Raw genomic sequence first — 18,779 nt, 5'->3', positions numbered from 1 at the left:
GCCTTTCATTCGACGCGAAGTCCTTCTTTTTTCAGAAGCGGAATGACCCGATCGCAGAAATAGGGCAGTTCTTGCGTGTAGTTGACGAAAGAAAGGGCGATGCCGGCATAGCCTTGAGCCGATATGGCGATCATCTCCTCGGCGATCTTTTCCGGCGTGCCGACGAGCGGATAGCTGCCGGCGCCGCCGGCGAAGCGCTGGCGGTAGCGCTCATAGGCGTCGCGGTCATGCGACTGCGAGAATTCCTTCTTGCCGGCCATATGCTGATCGACGGCAGCGTGATCGGCCATGGTGACGGCGTAGCGGGTGTAATATTCCTCCGCCTCCTGCTGAGTCTGCCGGCAAACGACATGGCAGACGGTATAGACGCCAACGTCTCGGCCTTTTTTCTCCGCCCGCTCGCGAATATCGGCGACATGCTTTCCCGCATCGGCGATTTCAGTGAAGGTGGTAAAGAGGTAGTCGCAGCTCGCAGCCGCAAAATCCCTGCCTGGACCGCCAAACGCAGCGTTCATCGTCACCGGCCTCGGCATCTGCAGGCTTGCTGGACGGCTGACGGCGTCCTTCAGCGTATAGTAGGCGCCGATATAGTCGATGGGCTCATCGCAGGCATAGACCTTTTCGACGATCTCCAGCCATTCGGCGGCCTGGTCATAACCCTTTTCGACCAACGGAACGCCGAACATGCCGAATTCTTTGGGATTCCAGCCGCAGACGATGTTGAGGCCCGCTCGCCCCTGGCTGACGTGATCGACCGTCGCCAGCGACTTGGCTGCATAAAGCGGATGCACCAGCGGCACATGCACTGTCATGAACAGGCCGATCTTCTCGGTGGCCGCAGCCAGCGCCGCCGCCCATGTGAAGGTCTCGAACGACCATTCGCGCACCCGGTTCTTGCCGCCGAAGCCGCGCCAGCGGGCTATCGGCAGAAAGAATTCCAGCCCGGCGCGGTCGGCGATCTGTGCGGCAGTCAAATTGTCCTGCCAGCCGGCAGCCCAGCGCTCCGGCACATCGGTGATTGCCAATCCGCCATCGGCATTGGCGGAGAACACGCCGAGTTTCAGGCGATTCGGACCTTTCAGCGGATGTGATTTGATCATGTTTCCCTCTTTATTTTCGTCTTTTGCGAATGGAGCCGATGACCTCGGCTTTTTCCAATTGGCGCTTGCGCACGGAGAGATAGGCCTCTTCCGCGGCAAACATGAAAAGCGTCATACGGTCGTGTACGGCCAACGGATCGTGGGCAAGGAAGGCTTTATGGATGGCCGAGAGCCCCTCAAAATAGCGCGCTGCGACGGCGGGGGCGGCAAATGTCCCGACCCGGACGGATTGAAAATAATCGATGAAACGCGATATGGTCGCCGCCATGTGTGGGTTGGTGACTGCCCGCAGCCACGTGTTGCGAAAGTCTACATTGGCGGCCAGGAGCCCGGGAATATTGCCAACGCTCAGGGTTTGCTCGATCCTGTCGAACGCCATGGTCAGCGCCGCCTCGATATCGGGCGTCATATCGCGTGCAGCACTTGCCGCTGCCCTCGGTTCAAGTTGGCGGCGCACTTCGAACAGGCCGGAAATATCCTCGAGTGAAAGTTCCCGCACGGCAAATCCGCGCGTCGTTCCGACGAGATAGCCTTCGGACACCAGGCGCAATAAGGCTTCACGGGCCGGCATGCGCGATATGCCGTATGAGGCCGCGATCTCGGTATCCACGAGGCGGTCTGACGGCGACACTTCGCTCCGCTGCAGGCTGAGCCGCAGATCGGAGTAGATCGTTTCCATTAGGTTTTGACTTGGCCCTTCCATCCATAAAAGCGTATTCAGTTTTTGGCCATTTTCAATAAAAATGTCGCTAGAATGAGAGAAATTGGAATTAATTGGCAAAAATCAGTATACGATTTTGTCGTCAATCTTGTTAAGCTAGGCCCGCGGCTAGCCCGCGAAATCCGACGGCCTAAGGAGAGGACATGAAGGCGATCCTGTACCGCGAGCATGGCCCTGCAAATGTTATGCACTATGTCGACTTGCCCGATCCCAGCGTCGGGCGGGGTCAGATATTGGTCAGGCTGGCGGCGGCCAGTGTCGCTCCCTTCGACTGGAAACTCCGAGCTGGTCATCTCAGAGATCACTTCACACTGCCCATGCCGAGCATTCCCGGCCGTGATGGCGCTGGCGAAGTCATCGCAGTCGGCGACGATGTAACCGAATTCGCGATAGGCGACCGCGCGAGCGTGGTGGCTGGGGTGTTCTCCCAGGGCTGTTATGCCGAAAAAATTGCCTGCGATGCGCGGAATGCCGTGCGTATCCCGGACAATCTCAATTTTGTAGAAGCCGCGGCACTTTCCAATCCCGGCCGCAGCGCCTGGATTTGCCTGCGCACGGCCGAGGTCAAGTCCGGCGACAAGGTATTGGTTCATGCCGGTGCCGGAGCGGTGGGCGGATTGCTGGTGCAACTCTGCCACCATATCGGGGCTAACGTCACCGCCACCTGCCGCGCAGCGAACCTTGATTATGTACTCGGTCTCGGCGCCAATCATGTCGTCGCCTATGATCAGGAGGATTTCACGGCACTGCGCGATCGGGACGTGGTTTTCGATCTAGTCGGCGGCGATGTCCATGACAGGTCCTATCAAGTCCTGAAGCGTGGCGGGCGCCTGATATGGCTGGTGGCAGATCCCATCATCGATCGTAGCGCCGAATTCGGTGTGACGGTGACACGCGCCATGATCACCGATGACAAAGAGGTGCTGCAATCGATGATGGATCTCGCCGAAGCCGGCATGCTCAAGCCGCAGGTCGCCCGAACAATGCAGTTGCAGGATGCCGCTGAAGCGCACCGCCTCATGGAAGCAGGCGCGATTTCGCGGGGGCGCCTCGTGTTGACGATGGGATAAGGCGCGGGCAGACGTCGCCAGGCGCCTGCCGGCATGGCGTGGCCCAAAACAGTGAGCGCCAAGCTTTACGCCGGCACCTCTATCCGTTAGAGGCCGTGATTAACCGATCCGGTGCTGCCGGAAGACGACCGCAGCCGCCCGACATTAAGACACGAGAGACGACTGATATGAACGACCAGGACGACGACTACATCTATGACGAGGCAGCCGGCGAGTGGCGGCCTGCTGCCGAAATCGCTGCGGAGAAAGCCAGGGGCGCGGAGGTTCTGGATGCATCGGGCAATGTTCTTTCAGACGGAGATTCAGTCGTCTTGATCAAGGACCTCAAGGTCAAGGGCGCTGGCCAGACGCTGAAGCAGGGAACGGTGATCCGGTCGATCCGGCTGACCGACAACCCGGAGGAGATCGACTGCCGGCACGACACGATCAAGGGTCTGGTCTTGCGCACGGAGTTCGTGCGTAAGCGCTAATTTTTGGGCCGTGATCCTTCGGTCTGCTCCAGGATCAGGTTCGACCGGGGAAGGTTTTGGCTGCAAGCCCGCTCGGGGTCGCACTTCGGCAAAGCAAGGCGGTCACCTAATCCATGATGTGGTAGCCGCCGTCGATGTAGATCGTGTCGCCGGTGATCAACCGTGCAGCGTCATGCGCCAGGAAGGCCGTTGCCATGCCGACATCGTCGATTGAGACGAGGCTGCGTGTCGGCGCCGTTTCCTGTGCCTTATTCAGAAGCTCGTCGAATTCGGGGATACCGGAGGCTGCGCGTGTCGCCAGAGGGCCGGGGGATATCGCATGCACCCGAATACCCTTCGGTCCAAGTTCGGCGGCGATGTAGCGGACGGCGCTTTCCAGCGCCGCCTTGGCGACACCCATGACGTTGTAGTTCTTCACCACCATCTGGCTGCCGTAGTACGTCATGGTAAACAGCGTCCCGCCACGTCTCATCAGAGGCTCTGCAAGGTGTGCCATGCGAATGAACGACCAGCAGGAAATGTCGATCGTCTTCAGAAAGCCATCATGCGGCACGTCGACCACGCGCCCCTGCAGCGTATCCTTCGGCGAAAAGGCGATCGAATGTACGACGAAATCGAGCTCGCCCCATTGCTCTTTAATGCGGTCGAATACTGCCTCCAGCTGTGCTGGCACGGAAACGTCGAGCGGCATGAACACAGACGCTTCAAGCTCCTGCGCCAGGGGCTCGACGTAAGGCTTGGCCTTGTCGTTGAGATAGGTCACCGCAAGTTCCGCGCCCAAGGCTCGGAAGGCCCGGGCGCAGCCCCAGGCAATCGATTGGTCATTGGCGATGCCGACCACCAGTCCGCGTTTTCCTTCAAGAAGTTTGGCCTTCACCTCGGGAATCATCTCAGCCCCTCTCTTTGATCCAAAAACCGGCCGCGCACATCCCGGCACGACCGCGTCAATCGGCGATGACCGCCAGCGTATGCCGCGCAATCATCAATTCCTCGTCGGTCGGCACGACATAGATTGCGACCTTGCTATCATCGTTCGACACCAGCAACTCGCCAGCATTGTTTCGCCGAGGGTCGAGCGATGCTCCGAGCCAACGGAGCTTCTCGGCAATCCGCGCGCGCATCACCGGCGAATTTTCCCCGACACCAGCTGTGAAGACGAAGGCATCCAGCCCGCCCAGTGCTGCCGCCAGCAAGCCGGCATTGAGGCCGATGCGGTACACGAAATGGTCGAGCGCCAGCGCAGCACCGGCGTTGTCACTTGCAAGCAGATCGCGCACGTCGTTGCTGATGCCGGAAAGCCCCTTGAGGCCCGACTCCTTGTAGAGGAGATCCTGCAGTTCTGCGGCCGACATACCATGCTGTTGGAGCAGATAGAGTAGCACGCCGGGATCGATCTGCCCGCATCGCGTGCCCATCGGCAATCCGTCGAGCGCCGTGAAGCCGAGTGTGCTCTCGACACTTCGCCCTTGATGAAGCGCACACATGGAGGCGCCGCTTCCGAGATGCGCAACGATGACGCGTCCATCGCCGCCCGGCGCGATCTCCGCCAGCCTTCCGGCGACATATTCGTAGGACAGCCCGTGAAAACCGTAACGCCGGACACCCTCGGCGAAATAACTTGCCGGAATGGCATAGTGGTCGGTCATCGGATCATGGCCGCGATGAAAGGCTGTGTCGAAGCAGGCGACTTGGGCGAGATGCGGTTGGTGCTCTAACAGCACGCGGATAGGCGCAAGATTATTCGGCTGATGCAGCGGGGCAAGCGGCGTATATCGCTCCAGTTGCCGCACCACGTTTTCATCGATCCGCGCCGGGTGCATATGGTCGGGGCCACCATGGACAACCCGGTGACCGACGGCGATCAGCTGCCCCTCGTGCCGTTCCCGCAGCCATTGTCCCACCAGACGCATCGCCGCAGGCAAGTCCGGAACGGTCTCGCGCGGATAGTCTTCATCCGCCAGCCGATCGCCGCCGGCGCCCCTGATGGTCAGGTGCGGCGCGGTGCCGATCCCGTCCATCTTTCCTTTAATCTGTCGCGTGAGCGAACCCGCCACGGCGAAGATCTCGAATTTCAGGCTGGAGGAACCGGCATTCACGACGAGGATCGTATCCATGGCGTCAACCTCCCTGTATCGGCGCCGTGCGGCGGCGCGCATCCGCCAGCAGCACGCCGACGGCGCAGGAGGCAAGGCGCGCCCGCACGGAATCCGCGCGCGATGTCAGGATGATCGGTACGCGCGCACCAAGGACGATGCCGGCCGCGTCCGCCCTGGCGAGGAAGGTCAGGTTCTTGGCCAGCATGTTGCCGGATTCGAGATTGGGAACGACGAGGATTTGGGCGCGGCCGGCGACCGGTGACTGAATGCCCTTTATCCGTGCCGCTTCCGGATCGATTGCGTTGTCGAAGGCAAGCGGTCCGTCGAGAATCCCGCCTGTTATCTGCCCGCGCTCGGCCATCTTGCAAAGCGCGGCAGCGTCGATCGTCGAAGGGATCTTCGATGTGACCGTCTCGACCGCCGAAAGGATCGCCACCCGCGGCGTGCCGAGGCCGATCTGGGTAAAGAGGTCGATCGCGTTTTGAATGATATCGCGCTTGGCGTCGAGATCCGGCGCGATGTTGATGGCGGCGTCGGTGATGAAGAGCGTTTCCGTGTGGTTCGGGACATCCATCACGAAAACATGGCTGATCCGTCGTGCCGTCCTCAGGCCCGTGGCGGACGAGGTTACGGCCCGCATGAGCTCATCCGTGTGCAAGCTTCCCTTCATCAAAAGGTCGGCACGGCCCTCGCGGACGATGTCCACTGCTTTTGCTGCGGCTGCGTCGCTGTGCGGTGCGTCGACCAGCTCGTAGGGCGAGATATCGAGGTCGTTCTCTTTGGCGACGGCTCGCACTTTTTCCGCCGGCCCGACTAGGATCGGGCGCATCAGCCCGACTTCGGCCGCCTCGACTGCCCCGCGCAGCGAGGTCTCGTCGCAAGGATGGGCGACGACCGTCGTCATCGCCGCTGCTTGCTTGGCTATGGCTATCAGGCGCTCATATTTCTCATGTCGCCCGGCTTCCCCAACGTTTTCCAGATCCGGCATCTGCGTATGCTCCCCCTGTTGAAAGACGCATTCACGTTCTCGGCTTCAGGTCTCTGTTGCTTAGCTCGCGCGCCGGACGGGCTTCACCGGCGTCGGCTTCGGCGGCGGCGGTACCGGATCGGCGCGCGGCTCTCCGGAAATGCCGAAGAGTTCGACGATCCTTTGCCAGCGCTGTTCGGCTTCTGCAGAAAGCGCGCCGCGCGCATTCAAGACGTCACGGAGTGCGGACAAGGCTTCACGACGAACGCTCTCGTCTGCCGGCAACAGACGCGGGATTGCGTTAACGGCCGCCTCCTCGTCGATCAGTAGCATGAGGAATTGGTCGCGGATCAAGGCCTTAAACTCGGAAAGGGTCATTGCCGGCATTCCGTTCTCCGAGCGCCGCATTCGCTTGATAGCCGCAAATCCCCGTTCGTCCGCCGCGCCGCTTGCGATGGCAACATAGAGCAGGCTGCGCGCCAGCCCTTCCCGAAGTCCGCCATTGCCCATTTGTGCCCTGAGCTCCTCGATCCTCGTCTTGAGCACCTCCGCGTGCAGTGCGGTCTTGCTTGCACGCCGCTGCGGCTTGGTATCCGACGCATCGATACCGACAGCCGCCTGTAGGATCGGCGACCCATAGACGGAGAGGAAGGTTGCCTCGCTCAGTGCCTCTATTGCTTGGCGCCATGCGTCCAGCCCCGCAACGACCTGGCCCGAGAACGCTTTCTCCAAGGCCACGAAGGGATTGTCCGCAGGAACAGGACGACGTTCTTTCGCCACATCGTCGGCGAGATCCGCAATCAGCCCCATCCAGGGATTGGCGTCGGAAAACAGGTCATACTGCAGCCTGAGCGGATGCATCTCGCGTAGTTGTCGAGCCGCCCCTTCCGGCACCATCGTGCGGACGAAAGGCTGGAGGAAAGTCCGGTAAAGCGAAAGGTTGATATCCGACACTCTTGCAACAGTCGCAAAACGCCGATCATCGGCGCAGTCATTGCAACCATGCGCGCGGACGTCATCGAGTGTTCTCGCCTCGCAGCGCATGATCCAATTGCCCTCGACGAGGTCTGCGCCGACGGTCTCATCGGTCTTGGCTTCGAAGATCGCCTCGTAGAGCCCGGGTGGCAGCGCGTCGATCAGGTCGATATTGCTCGAGAATTCTCCGTGCTCCTTGCGGGCGATGCTCGCGGACACGAAAATCCCCAAGTGGCCGATTGTGTCGTGCACCGTGTAGACGATCGTCTGCCCGTGCGAACGGATTTCATTCACATCCTCATAAAGGTCCAGAATCCAGCCGAGCGCTTGCGCCGGCGGCGTGATGTTGTCTCCCTTCGAGCAGAAGACGACGATGGGAGCGCGAATGTTGCGAAGATCGATTGCCTCGCCCTTCGAGGTGTTGATGCGGCCCGCGGCGAGGTTGTTGCCAACGAAAAGCTCGTCAACGATGAACTGGATTTCCTCCGCGTTGAGGCTGACGTGCGCCCCCCACCATTGCTCGAAACCAAGATAGCGCGGTGCCTCGGTGTCGATCTTCGAGTAAAGATTATATTGCTTTGTCCAGAGCGTATTGGCCGGGTTCTGGTTCTCGAAGTTCTGCACAAGCAACGCGCCGTCGAACTGGCCGTGGCCGAGATCGCTGGCAAGCGCGGTAAGCCAGGTGCCACCAAGCAACCCGCCGGTATAGCGCATCGGATACTTGCCGCGTTCGCCTGCCCAGTATGAAAGCGGCGCACCAGCAATGATGATCGAGCCGAACAGTTCGGGGCGCAGCGACGCCAGCATCATGACGGCCCAACCGGCTTGGCAGTTCCCGATCACGCAAGGCTTGGCATCAGCCTGCGGATGCAGCGAAATTACTCTTTCCAGAAAGATTGCTTCAGCCCGACCAATGTCTTCGATCGTCTGGCCCGGCACCGGTTGCGGAAGGAAGCCGATGAAATAACAAGGGTGCCCAGCCTTCAGGGCAACACCGATTTCGCTATCTGCCTTGAAGCCACCGATCCCCGGTCCATGCCCAGCCCGCGGGTCGACAACCACGAAAGGCCGTCGCGTTTCGTCAACCTCCACCCCCTTCGGCGGGACTATTCGAACGAGCCCGTAGTTGACCGGCCTCTCAAGCGTCCGTCCATCAAGCAAGAGCTCGTGGGAAAAGCTCAGTACATGCGGCGCGGTCGCTTTAGCCTGGGCCTGAGATTGATTGCCGCGCTGTCGCATCACATCCCAGAACAGAATGCTGCGCTGGGCGGCATCCATGGCATAGTCAAAGGCGAAACCGGCTGGACCAAACTGAGTGGCGAAATCGGTTGTGGGGAGATAGGGAAGGTACCGCATGCAAAACTCCTCGTTCACCGCTCTTGGCGCGAGCTCAAAGATATATGCTTATACGATAATATACCCGCTCTGCGTCCGCTCTGTGAACACGTGGCTAGGTCGTCAATCATGTGCTTTATTAGCGGTTGCAGCATAGGCATGCCGCGCCGCCGCACCAACGTATTTTACGGTAGCTTACGCGGGCGCCCTCGGCTCGCCTCCTGAACCACTAGCGACCAAAGCTCCAAAATCGCTGACGGCCGTTGCCTTTAGACACTGAGGACTTACTCGCAAGCTGCTGCGGCCCATGCGACGTTTGCGGTATTGGACACATTAACTTTTTGTCGTCGCCTACATGCCATTAAGCTCACAGCTTTCGACAAACACGTATGAGCGCCTCCAGATCGCTGCGAGACAATTTCTCGATTTCGGGCGGTGGACGATGATAGGCCGCCAGCAAATCGTTCTTTGTCGCGATTCCTTTTTCCGTAGCGCGCACGAGCTTCACGCGCCGATCGCTCGGCGAGGGAACGCGATCGGCAAGACCGGACCGCTCCAGCCGATCGACCAGCCATGTGGCGGTCGAGGGATCGCAGCCCCATTCGCGCGCCAATGCCCCGATCGGCTTGCCGTCGGCGTCGAGCAAGAACAGCGCGCGGGAATCATTCGGTGTCAGATCGTGCTTCTGCTGCGCCTCCAGACGCTGCGGCGCCGAGCGCATCAGGAAGTCGAACATCAAACGCCACGCCTTGGCGGCGCGGTCGGGCTCGTCGCGGGGCAATGTTGTCATGGCGTGACTCCAGGCTACTTCAGCATGTCGATATATTTTGATTAATCAAATAATTCTGTCAATCAAAGTAACTGCTGGCGCCTTGCAACCCGGCTCTGCCGGCAACAAACCCGTTTGTGCCCAAAGCACAGGAGAAGCCCATGAGCACGCATACATCGGTTCTGATCGTTGGCGGCGGCCTGAACGGCTTGACGGCTGCCGCGCTGCTGGCCCATCTGCGCGTTCAACTGCGCGCCCCATACCGCCAATTTCGGGGACGGAATGGCGAAGATGATCCGCGATGCGGGATCGTTGATCGCCCATGTGCACGTGGCGCTTCCGGTCGGTTCATGCGCACCGAAATCCAGAAATGCGTCGACAAATATTGGAAGAAGTAGGCCATCGATCTGACTGGGATGAAGCAGATGCGGATAGGGCTTGTTGGACACGCAACCGGGGGGCAGCATCTCTACACCTCCTAGGTCGCAACCGCGGTCGCCTTCCTCGCCTCCGACGATGCCTCCTACATCACCGGCATCGAGCTTCCCGTCGATGGCGACCTCACTCAGCTCCGAGATTGGCAGCAGGCGGGGGCGTAGATTGCTCCGACCAAGCAGCTTTAGCGAATCACGCTTCCTTGCTGCGTGCCGCTCAGTCCAATAGAGCCGCAAAGGCCAGGTGATGACGGTCGCTCCGGACCAGAAGAAAGCAGCCGGCTGCGCAGTCGCGGACGGGCTGTCTGCAAATTCCGGCAGACATGCGGCCCGTTAGAATGTTTCGCGCGCCACTCAGCATTCCTGCATCGCCGCTTGGCTAGACGACACCGCTCGCAGAAGCGATCCGGAATGGGATGAAACGCTCGTTCTGAGAACAATATTATGTTGTCATTCTTAAAGTGAAAATTATAGTCGTCATTTATCGGATCCTGCGGATCGAGCCCCCGTGGTCATGATCGATAAGTGTTAGAAGGCGAAATTTCATGCTTCTCGAAGCGGCATTCTCCAATCTCATTAAAATCGGAACTCTGACAGTCACTTTTCCCAACGGGTCTCAACGGCATTTCGGGTCGGGGACCGGCCCGAAAGCGGCATTCGCGATCCGCACCGAGCGCGCCCGGCGGCGCCTGCTTTTGAATCCCGCCCTGGCGCTCGGCGAGGCCTATATGGATGGCGAGCTGGAACCGGTGGAGGGCAGTCTCTTCAACACCCTTGATTTTCTCGCCATGAATTCGATGGATGGCGGCCAGCATTTCTTCGACAAGCTGATGGAGAAGGTCCGGTGGTTTCGCCGTCATCTGGATCAGTTTAATCCGGCCGGGCGCTCGCGGAAGAATGTCGCTCACCACTACGATCTTGATGGGCGGCTCTATTCCCTGATGCTGGACGAGGACAGGCAATATTCCTGTGCCTACTTCCCGAACGGCGACGAAACGCTCGAGGAAGCCCAGCTGAAGAAAAAGCGTCATATAGCCTCGAAGCTGAAGCTGGATCGGCCGGACCTGCATGTGGTCGACATCGGATGCGGGTGGGGCGGCATGGCGATTTATCTTGCGCGCGAATTCGGCGCCCGCGTCACCGGGCTGACATTGTCAACCGAGCAGTTGGAAGCGGCGACACGGCGGGCGCAGGAGGCCGGGCTCGGCGATCGCGTTCGCTTCGAACTGACAGACTATCGCGACTGGAATGGGCAGGTGGACCGCATCGTTTCGGTCGGCATGTTCGAGCATGTCGGCGTCAACCACTACCGGACCTTCTTCCAGACCGTGCGCAACATGCTCAAGGATGATGGCGTTGCCCTTATTCACGCCATCGGCCGGGCGGACGGGCCTGGCAGCACCAATCCCTGGATCGCAAAATACATCTTTCCCGGAGGCTATTCGCCGGCGCTGTCGGAGGTCATGTCTGTGGTCGAGAAATCCGGGCTCTGGGCTACGGATATAGAGATTCTCCGGCTTCACTATGCCAGGACGCTTGAACTCTGGCGCCAGCGCTTCATGGCGCATCGCACCACGCTGGCGAAAATCTATGACGAGCGCTTCTGTCGCATGTTCGAATTCTATCTGATTGGCTCGGAACTGGCGTTCCGCAGGATGGGCCATATGAACTGGCAGCTTCAGCTGACCCGCAATGTCGCGACATTGCCTCTGGCTCGGGACTACATGGTGGACCAGGAACGGCAACTCGCGTCGCGACCACTTGCCATCGGATTGGGCGCAGCCGTTTCCGTCGGCATTGCAAGCAACCTGTCGATCGCACACTCGGCTGATCGATAATCGACACGGGTCCGGGCGGCATACTTCCAAACCAACGAAAGGCGGCCTCGCGAATGGCGATAATCAAGGACACCAGGACCATCGCAGCCGCCAATGGCATCGCAAGCGATCCTGCTTACGGGGGCGGTCATCCCACCGCTTTATCTGTCCAGCAACTTCGCGTTTCGAGAGTTCGGGCAAGCGCAGGAATATGAGTATTCCAGAACCTCAAATCCGACGCGCGATATTTTGGCAGATACCCTGCGAAATTGGAGGGCGGCGCGGGTGCCGTGATTACCTCTTCGGGGATGGCCGCCGTCAATCTCGTCCTCTGCCTCTTACGTCCCGGCGACAGGGTGATTGCGCCGCACGACTGTTACGGCGGAACCTACAGATTGCTGTTGGCTCTGGCGAATAAGCGCCACTTCGACATATCGTTCGTCGATCAGCAAGACGATCCCATTGGCCGCAGCCGTCAAGCTGAGAGCATCGCTGATCCTCGTCGAAACGCCGAGCAACCCGCTTATGCGCGTAATTGACATCGTAAGGGTATCGCAGCATGCCAAATCCGCGGGCGCCTGCCTCGTCGTGGACAATACTTTTCTGTCACCTGTGCTTCAGCAGCCGATTGCTCTTGGTGCCGACCTCGTCATGCATTCGACAACAAAATATCTGAACGGTAGCCAGGACGGATCTACTTGCCGATCTCTTCTCCGCGCTGACGTCGATCGATTAATCGGCCGACACGGTTGGGGATCAATTCCGAGACCCCAACTGCCGTGCCTATGAAAAAGACTGAGGTCTTCCCACTCCAATCGCCGTCAGGCGGCCGCGGACACCGGGCTGTCTTTCGGCAGAAGCCTAGCCACGGCATTCAGAAGATCCGTCTGCGAGATAAGACCGACGATCTGGCGCTCAGCATCGATGATGATGACGGCGTGCGTCCGTCCGTCGGTCAAGACGGGCAGCAGTGATAATGCAGGTTCTGCCGCCGCCGCCACTGCAGGCTTCGATATTGACGATCTGATCGTATCGTTGCCGGCCGCTAGCTCCCGCAGCCCGACTGTGCCGATCAACCGACCCTCGCTATCCTTCACCGGCAAGATGCGAATGTTATGTTTCAACAGAAGCCGGCGGGCTTCTTCCGGTTCCGTGGTGTCCTGAACGGCGATCACGTCGCGAGACATGATATCGGCACAGCTTATGCCGCTATTCGACCGGAGAATCGCCTGCTGTTCGACCTCCTGCACCAACCGGCTGAGATCTGCCCGGTCGATGTCGAACGTCTCGTTCATTGCCGCAAGAGCCGCATCGACGTCCACATGTCGAAAGCGAACCCGCGATGCTTGAGGCAGATCGCTGGTCTGGTGAGTGTTTTCCGGGACTTTCGGGGCCACGTGAGGATAGTTACGCTTGGATAGCTTGTGAAAAGCCAAGCCTAGTCCGACGAGAAGGCACGAATTCAATGCAACGGGCACGAAGGGGAAGAGAAATCCCCACTTCGCGACGGCGGGGCCTCCCAGGACGGCCGTAAGGGCCGCAGCACCGCCCGGCGGGTGAAGGCTGCGCGTAAAAGACATGGCGCCGATCGCAAGCGCAACGCCGACGCCGATTGCGATGACCGGGTCGTGGATGAAATAGGTAGCGAGGATCCCCATCATCGCGGAGATCGTGTTTCCGCCGATAATCGACCAAGGCTGAGCAAGCGGACTTGCCGGAACGGCAAAGAGCAGCACGGCCGACGCCCCCATCGGCGCGACGATCAGCGGAAGATAGGGCCCCTGTCCAAAAAAATAGCCACTGATGGCGCCGGTAAGACCAATGGCGATCAGGGCACCCAGGCATGCAATCAGGCGTTCACGCAGGGTTGCGCCAGCCAGGATAGGTGAAAACAAGCGAGCGGGGTGCATCCCCGTCTTCGGGGTTTCAGAATATTGCATGGTAAAGCCAGTTTTATGGGAGTTAAAATGGAAAGGTGAACAAACGCTTCCCAGCTAGTTCGCGCAGCGACGTGGATCTCTGCCTTTGGTCGTCCGAAGGACTTCGTGGAAAGTCTCGAATGTGCTCGAACAACAGTTCTTGCGATAAGGGTCATGGCCGAGGAGGCAAACTCCGAGCTCCTCCTCGAGGAACTGGTCGCGCGTCGTCACATTCGACGACACTCGTTCAACCGCTTTTGCCGCCTTCGCGATGCTGCTATCGGCGGCAAGAAAGATCTCGATCGATGACAAGTCCACTGATAAATCTCGATTTCTGAATTAAATGTCCCCATAATTCTGTATATCGAAATCATATTCGCAGATCAACGGAGTATCGTGCTCCCGACGCCGGGTCCGGCGGAACAATTTTGCTATACTGAAGCACTCAGAGCGAAACGAGATGACTGCCGGTCGCCAGAGGACCGCTGCCACTGTCATTACCCACCCGAGATTGTCTTTGACGTAGCAGTTCAGGCGACGATGGCGCCGGGCTCAATATTTTTGTTCGATATTATTCTGTGTTGGCGGGAACGATCGTCGTCGCCGAGCATCCAACCGGAAAATGGAGATGCCAATGTCGGAATTGTTAAGCAAGCCGCCGGTCGATCAAATCGTCGCCGGATGATCTGCCGGACGAATTTCGCCTTGTCTTCATTGCGCGCGTCGTCGAGGAAATGAGCGTCGAAGAACCGGCCGAGTTGCTCAATATCAAACCCGAGACTGTCTGCAGCTGACTTCATCGGGCCCGCAGCGCACCGCGACAGCGCTTGAATGAGCTGATCGGACCAATCGCTATGGACGCCTTCCCCTTCGCCGGATGGAAATGCGACCAGCTTACCGAACGGGTGATGGCACGTCTTCATCTCCCATGACTTATCGCGTCTTTCCCTGCCACTGCAGAAATAGAGACCGTTGGTATGCGGAATGGACAACCGATTGAAGCTGAACCCGGAACCGGAGCCTATGAGGCTTGCCGATCATGGCGAGGGAGGCGTGAAGCGCGAGCAGGCGCAAGCCGCGGTCCGCGTTTTTCGGCGGTGGAGCGGCGATAATCCTGAGCGGGAAGGGTTGCGTGATATGCCCGCGCGGGTGGCCCGCTCCTACAAGGAGCTTTCGTAGGCTACAAGCAGGACGCGGCTCAGGAACTGCAGCGAACCTTCACGGAAGTGGGCGGTTATTCCGATCTGGTCCTCGTGAAGGTGATCCCCTTCTATTCCCACTGCGAGCACCCCCTGGTGCCGATCGTCGGTCAGGCGCATGTTGCCTATCGTCCGAGTCAGCCTCAAAAAAAGATATATTTGTGATGCATCTTTAAGCATCGCATTGCAATCCGGATATCGTCGAGTTTAGGACCGGGTTTGCCACCTGCGATAATGGCGGTGCTCGTTCGCCACTGGCTCGAGAAAAACGTGCGCCATACAAAAAAGCGATTATATTAAACGATTAGATTAGAAGAGAGCTTGGCCAATGCGATTGACGGTTTATTCCGACTATGCCCTGCGGATGATGATGTATCTCGGTTTGAACACCGGGAAACTCTCGACCATCTCGGAGATTTCCGCGGCTTATGATATATCCAGGGCGCATCTCATGAAGATCACGCATGAGCTCGGGCAAAAGGGACTAATCGAAACCGTACGGGGACGCCAGGGGGGCATGCGGCTTGCCAAGGATGCGGCAGAGATTGGGGTTGGCGCCATCGTTCGGGCCTGCGAGCCCGATTTCGCGATCGTTCCGTGCATGGAACTCAATGCCGGCATCGTTTGCGCCATCCAACCTGCCTGTGTTCTCAAGCGCGCGCTGTCTTCGGCTTCCGCCGCCTTTCTTGACGTGCTCGACGGCTACACCCTCTCTGATTTGCTTCGGCCGTCAGTTCCCTTGCGGCAAATGCTCGGCATCACCCTCGATGATCGTCAAAAGCAGGCGATCGGCGAGGATCAACCGTGATCGTTTCCGACAAGATAGTTCCACGACCCGCGCCGACTGCGCGTCGGCAAGTGATAAAGCCGCATCCTCAGTCCCAGACCGCGGTTCAACCCCGGAGCCAGCGACGGCCGCAATGATACGCGGCGGGCTGATGACGTTGATGCGGATGAACAATTCCGCGCCCTGGAAGACGTGGTGACTAAGATCCACCTGGGGGCAGCTGACGAAATGCTTGCTTGTGCTCTATGGAGACCGCCATTACGCCATGCAGACAGGATGAGGTCGCAGAGACATGCATATTCGAAAAGCCATTACCGCTGACGCAGAGGAGCTGTGTGGCCTTCTGAACGAGATCATCCGCATCGGTGGCACAACGGCGATCGAGACGCCAGTTTCGTTCGCCGAGTTCGCGGATTGGTTCATCGATGGCGAGTTTGCCCTTGCCTGCCATGTCGCTAAGCATGATCAGTTGCTCGTCGGCTTTCAATCACTGAGCCTTTACGGCGATCCGCCGCCTAGGTATGCGGATATCGCTACTTTTGCACGTGTGAACCCGAAGATACCCGGCGTCGGCAGCGCCCTGTTTCCGGCAACCCGAACGGCAGCCGAAGAACTCGGGTTTGAATTCATTAATGCGACCATACGTGCCGACAACGTCAGCGGTCTCGCCTATTACACGAAGATGGGTTTTGAGGACTATGACAGGCTCAGCCGAGTTCCCCTTCTCGATGGGACACCGGTAGACCGGATCAAAAAGCGTTATCGAATAGGCGCCGCTCGGTACGATTAGCTATGGTTGCGAAAAGCGACGTGGCTTGTGGGCGAGCTGGTAGCGGAAACGGCAATTATTGACAGGATGCAAAATGGGCCGGCATGACCGGCCCATCCACGATCAATCTTGTTCCATCGGCGCCGGCACCGCAATCGGCGGTGTCTGCCGTCCAAGCCGGTCGGCGACCAGCATTGACAACATCATTTCGACGAGACCGTTGCCGGCACCTTTCTCGCCCGCGCCACCGCCGACCTGGATCTGCGGCACAAGCGGCAGCCTGCCGTTCTCGATCGCCTCGGCGAAGCGCATGAGGACCTGCGAGTTGAGCTGATAGTCCGGCCCGCCGAAGGCCGCGACCTTCTTCTCCGTGGCCTCGGCCTCTGCCAAACCGACGGCGCGCACCTTTTCGGCATCCGCAAAACCGGTCGCCTTGATTCGTTCTGCATCGGCAAGTGCGATGGCCTTGATCCGGTCGGCCTCGCCGAGGCCGGCGAGGCGTACCTTCTCGGCCTCTGCCTTGGCGGTGACCTGAATGGTTTCCGCCTGCTGGCGGGTGCGGGCGAGTTGCGCCTTGCCCTCGTTCTCGCTGATCTCGATGGCGAGCGCTGATGTCGTGATCTTGGCCTGCTGTTCGGCGAGCGCTTCCTTCTCGCGCAATGTGCGCTCCTGGATCGCAGCCGCTTCTTGCAATTTATAGGTCCCGACCTTTTCAACGGCGATCTGGCGCTCGCGCAGTTGGATCAGGATCTGCTCTATGCTGTTCTGACCATTATTGGCGCGGGGCGTACCGATCAGCACTTCCTGCAGCTCGAGGCTGTAGGAGCCAAACTTCTCGCGCATTTCGTCGCCGGATTTGCGCTGAATTTCGCTGCGTTCCTGCAAGAGTTCGATCAACGTCTTGGTCTGCGCGATATTCTTGAAATAGGCCGAGACCATCGGATCGAGCGTCTGTTCGACCAGCCGTTTGATGTCCCCAAAACGCTGCACGACGAGGGGCGCCTTCATATAGTCGATATGCACGACTACCGAGAGCGGCAGCACGGGTTCAAACGCATCCTTGGTGATCAGCGACACTTCGGAAAGATTCTCGTCGAGCCTGTGCTCGCCGAATTGCTCCTTGGTCCATTTGAGCACGAAGTTGGTGGTCGGCACGATGACGATATTGCCGGCATAGGTGTTGAACGCATATTTGCCCGGCAGGAGCGGCGTCGACCAGACACCGCGTGCGCCCGTCTCGACCAATTCGCCATGGCGATAGGCCTTGCCGGAAATGTCCGCGCCTCGCCGGCCGGTATAGGAGACGACGACACCCACTGTGCCAACGTCGATGATCGTCTTGTCGACCAGTTCGACGGTCGCAAAGATGCGGTTGAGGAAATAGCTACCGTCGGCAAGCACCTGCAACTGCCGACCACGATAACCGCCGGCATTGAGAAACTTCTCCGGATCCTGGAAGTTATTGTGGAAGTTCGGGTCCTTCGGGTCGTTGGCAACGGTCGGCGCGATGATCTCGCCATCCGGCAGTGCGGGACCGTCGTGGATGGTGACGATGCCGATCATGTCCTCGGCGTCATGGATGACGATAGGTTCGAAGCCATTCCGCTCGGTGATCACCCCGGACATGTCCGCAAACAGTCTTTGTTCCGACGAGTTCAGGTTTACGGCATAGGTCGACTGCGCGGTCAGCACGATGAACTGCGCGAGGTTGATGGCATAGGTGCCTTCGCGCAGGATCTTGCGCTGCGGGCCCTTCTGGCCACCCTTCATCAGAAAGCCGCGTACGTCCTGGAAGTCATCGGCCTCGATATTCGAGGCAAGCGTCTGGGTCGGCGGCAACGGCTTGCCATCACGGGCGAAGACATAACCGATTTGGCCCTGTGGAATGGTCACGAGATCGGCGCGATGCATCGAATACTGGAACGGCATGAAGAAATGCAGGCCGCCGCGCACGACTTCCGGCTGGAAGCCGGCCTCACCATTGAGTGCAATGAAGCCATTCTTGACGGAGCCGCGAAAACTCCACAGCTTTTCGAGGATACCGAGCCTGTCGTTGGGAATATAGCGGATAAGGCCGCTCCACCGGAACAGGATTGCCAACACGATGACCGGGACGGCGATTTCGATTGCCATCCATTCCATCGGGCTGAGATTTTGTAGGGCTTCCATCGTTGCTCTCCTCCTATGGGCGCACGGGTTCGTCCACCCGACAGCCGCCCGGTTGGTGCTGGTTGATAAGACGGGGAAATTTCGCGCCTAAACGCTCGACGCACTAAGGGCGTGTCGAACGCTTGGGCTGCTCATTGCCTGGGAAAATGACCGCGCCTCCCCGAGTCCCCACTTGAGGGGCG

At 59.2% G+C, this 18,779-nt stretch carries 17 protein-coding genes and 2 pseudogenes; 9 read left to right on the top strand and 10 right to left on the bottom strand.

From position 1 onward, the window contains the following. Positions 1–5: 5 nt before the first annotated feature. The gene (locus PY650_RS09205) at positions 6–1,100 is read right to left on the bottom strand and encodes an LLM class flavin-dependent oxidoreductase (protein ID WP_285878842.1); all 1,095 of its coding nucleotides are present in this window, start codon (positions 1,098–1,100) and stop codon (positions 6–8) included. A gap of 10 nt (positions 1,101–1,110) precedes the next feature. Next, entirely contained in the window at positions 1,111–1,779 is a 669-nt protein-coding gene (locus tag PY650_RS09200; protein WP_285878841.1) for a GntR family transcriptional regulator, read from the bottom strand. Between the two features lie 185 nt (positions 1,780–1,964). Here PY650_RS09200 and PY650_RS09195 point away from each other — a divergent pair, with 185 nt between their 5' ends. Together PY650_RS09195 and PY650_RS09190 are read left to right on the top strand one after the other, a co-directional pair. Beyond that, entirely contained in the window at positions 1,965–2,891 is a 927-nt protein-coding gene (locus tag PY650_RS09195) for an NADP-dependent oxidoreductase (RefSeq protein ID WP_285878840.1), read from the top strand. 167 nt (positions 2,892–3,058) lie between these two features. Next, positions 3,059–3,361 carry an alkylphosphonate utilization protein gene (locus tag PY650_RS09190; RefSeq protein ID WP_285878839.1) on the top strand — a complete coding sequence of 101 codons (303 nt, stop codon included), beginning with the start codon at positions 3,059–3,061 and terminating at the stop codon, positions 3,359–3,361. A 106-nt stretch (positions 3,362–3,467) separates the two neighbouring features. Here the strand turns inward: PY650_RS09190 and fabI are convergent, their stop codons facing one another. The 5 genes from fabI to PY650_RS09165 form a co-directional block, all read right to left on the bottom strand. Continuing rightward, positions 3,468–4,250, bottom strand: a complete 783-nt coding sequence (fabI, locus tag PY650_RS09185; protein WP_285878838.1) for an enoyl-ACP reductase FabI — start codon at positions 4,248–4,250, stop codon at positions 3,468–3,470. Positions 4,251–4,305: 55 nt separating this feature from the next. Continuing rightward, the gene (locus PY650_RS09180; protein WP_285878837.1) at positions 4,306–5,475 is read right to left on the bottom strand and encodes an acetate/propionate family kinase; all 1,170 of its coding nucleotides are present in this window, start codon (positions 5,473–5,475) and stop codon (positions 4,306–4,308) included. 4 nt (positions 5,476–5,479) lie between these two features. Further along, complete coding sequence (locus tag PY650_RS09175; RefSeq protein ID WP_285878836.1) at positions 5,480–6,445, bottom strand: phosphate acetyltransferase; 966 nt, start codon at positions 6,443–6,445, stop codon at positions 5,480–5,482. A gap of 60 nt (positions 6,446–6,505) precedes the next feature. Next, positions 6,506–8,755: a DUF3141 domain-containing protein gene (locus tag PY650_RS09170; RefSeq protein ID WP_285878835.1), complete on the bottom strand. Its 2,250-nt coding sequence runs from the start codon at positions 8,753–8,755 to the stop codon at positions 6,506–6,508. A gap of 346 nt (positions 8,756–9,101) precedes the next feature. Then, complete coding sequence (locus PY650_RS09165) at positions 9,102–9,524, bottom strand: MarR family winged helix-turn-helix transcriptional regulator (RefSeq protein WP_285878834.1); 423 nt, start codon at positions 9,522–9,524, stop codon at positions 9,102–9,104. 140 nt (positions 9,525–9,664) lie between these two features. On the opposite strand from PY650_RS09165, the gene PY650_RS09160 reads away from it, so the two are divergent. From PY650_RS09160 to PY650_RS37355, 3 genes and pseudogenes are all read left to right on the top strand, one after another. Beyond that, on the top strand, positions 9,665–9,901 hold the full coding sequence (locus PY650_RS09160; RefSeq protein WP_285878934.1) for a hypothetical protein: 237 nt from the start codon (positions 9,665–9,667) through the stop codon (positions 9,899–9,901). 581 nt (positions 9,902–10,482) lie between these two features. Beyond that, a complete protein-coding gene (locus tag PY650_RS09155) occupies positions 10,483–11,775 on the top strand; it encodes an SAM-dependent methyltransferase (RefSeq protein ID WP_285878833.1) in 1,293 nt (430 codons plus the stop codon). 93 nt (positions 11,776–11,868) lie between these two features. Further along, positions 11,869–12,543: pseudogene (locus tag PY650_RS37355) on the top strand (PLP-dependent transferase). Positions 12,544–12,575: 32 nt separating this feature from the next. Here the strand turns inward: PY650_RS37355 and PY650_RS09145 are convergent. Beyond that, positions 12,576–13,694 (bottom strand): HPP family protein, encoded by a 1,119-nt coding sequence (locus PY650_RS09145; protein WP_432761509.1) that lies wholly within the window; start codon positions 13,692–13,694, stop codon positions 12,576–12,578. Positions 13,695–13,802: 108 nt separating this feature from the next. Continuing rightward, positions 13,803–13,991, bottom strand: a pseudogene (locus PY650_RS09140) (LysR family transcriptional regulator); the annotation flags it as partial. 666 nt (positions 13,992–14,657) lie between these two features. On the opposite strand from PY650_RS09140, the gene PY650_RS09135 reads away from it, so the two are divergent. The 4 genes from PY650_RS09135 (at position 14,658) to PY650_RS09120 (ending at position 16,449) form a co-directional block, all read left to right on the top strand. Beyond that, positions 14,658–14,852 carry a tunnelling fold family protein gene (locus PY650_RS09135; protein WP_285878831.1) on the top strand — a complete coding sequence of 65 codons (195 nt, stop codon included), beginning with the start codon at positions 14,658–14,660 and terminating at the stop codon, positions 14,850–14,852. A gap of 47 nt (positions 14,853–14,899) precedes the next feature. Further along, positions 14,900–15,037 carry a GTP cyclohydrolase I gene (locus tag PY650_RS09130; protein WP_285878830.1) on the top strand — a complete coding sequence of 46 codons (138 nt, stop codon included), beginning with the start codon at positions 14,900–14,902 and terminating at the stop codon, positions 15,035–15,037. A gap of 163 nt (positions 15,038–15,200) precedes the next feature. Next, entirely contained in the window at positions 15,201–15,680 is a 480-nt protein-coding gene (locus tag PY650_RS09125; RefSeq protein WP_285878829.1) for an RrF2 family transcriptional regulator, read from the top strand. A gap of 271 nt (positions 15,681–15,951) precedes the next feature. Further along, the gene (locus tag PY650_RS09120) at positions 15,952–16,449 is read left to right on the top strand and encodes a GNAT family N-acetyltransferase (RefSeq protein ID WP_285878828.1); all 498 of its coding nucleotides are present in this window, start codon (positions 15,952–15,954) and stop codon (positions 16,447–16,449) included. Between the two features lie 102 nt (positions 16,450–16,551). Here the strand turns inward: PY650_RS09120 and PY650_RS09115 are convergent, their stop codons facing one another. After that, the gene (locus PY650_RS09115; protein WP_285878827.1) at positions 16,552–18,597 is read right to left on the bottom strand and encodes an SPFH domain-containing protein; all 2,046 of its coding nucleotides are present in this window, start codon (positions 18,595–18,597) and stop codon (positions 16,552–16,554) included. Positions 18,598–18,779: the final 182 nt, after the last annotated feature.

Origin of the sequence: Martinezella calliandrae (genome assembly GCF_030272695.1) — a bacterium.
In the GTDB taxonomy this organism is placed as follows: domain Bacteria; phylum Pseudomonadota; class Alphaproteobacteria; order Rhizobiales; family Rhizobiaceae; genus Rhizobium; species Rhizobium calliandrae.
The sequence above is the reverse complement of the archived record's forward strand: the minus strand, read 5'-3'. Positions and strand labels throughout refer to the sequence as shown.